General features: G+C 40.4%; 1 protein-coding gene. It reads left to right on the top strand.

The features are described from left to right. Window positions 1-239, top strand: a 239-nt coding sequence (locus tag SB749_RS19200) for a hypothetical protein (protein ID WP_410711706.1), incomplete at its 5' end; no start/stop codon positions are given. Window positions 240-292 lie beyond the last annotated feature (53 nt).

Raw genomic sequence — 292 nt, 5'->3', positions numbered from 1 at the left:
ATGGTACTGATAAGCGTAAACATGACCATCTGGTCGTCGTTTTTAATGATAATGCTAATAAAAAATCTCAGCTACACTACTATGATCCAAGACGCTTTGGTTCAGTACTATGGCATAAAGATTACGGCAATAAACTACTAGATCATCTAGGTCCTGAGCCGCTTTCAAAAGATTTTACCGCAGACTATTTATACAGTTTAATCCAGCGCCACGATGACTTCTTGCTCGATCAAGGTTGAGTCCATATCAAAGCAGGCAAGCTTGTGTGTCCGTAGCATATGACCGACAGATA

Source organism: Brevibacterium sp. SIMBA_078 (assembly GCF_046534565.1).
Classification (GTDB): Bacteria; Actinomycetota; Actinomycetes; order Actinomycetales; family Brevibacteriaceae; genus Brevibacterium.
Note: the sequence above shows the minus strand (reverse complement) of the source record. Positions and strands in the feature narration are given on the sequence as shown.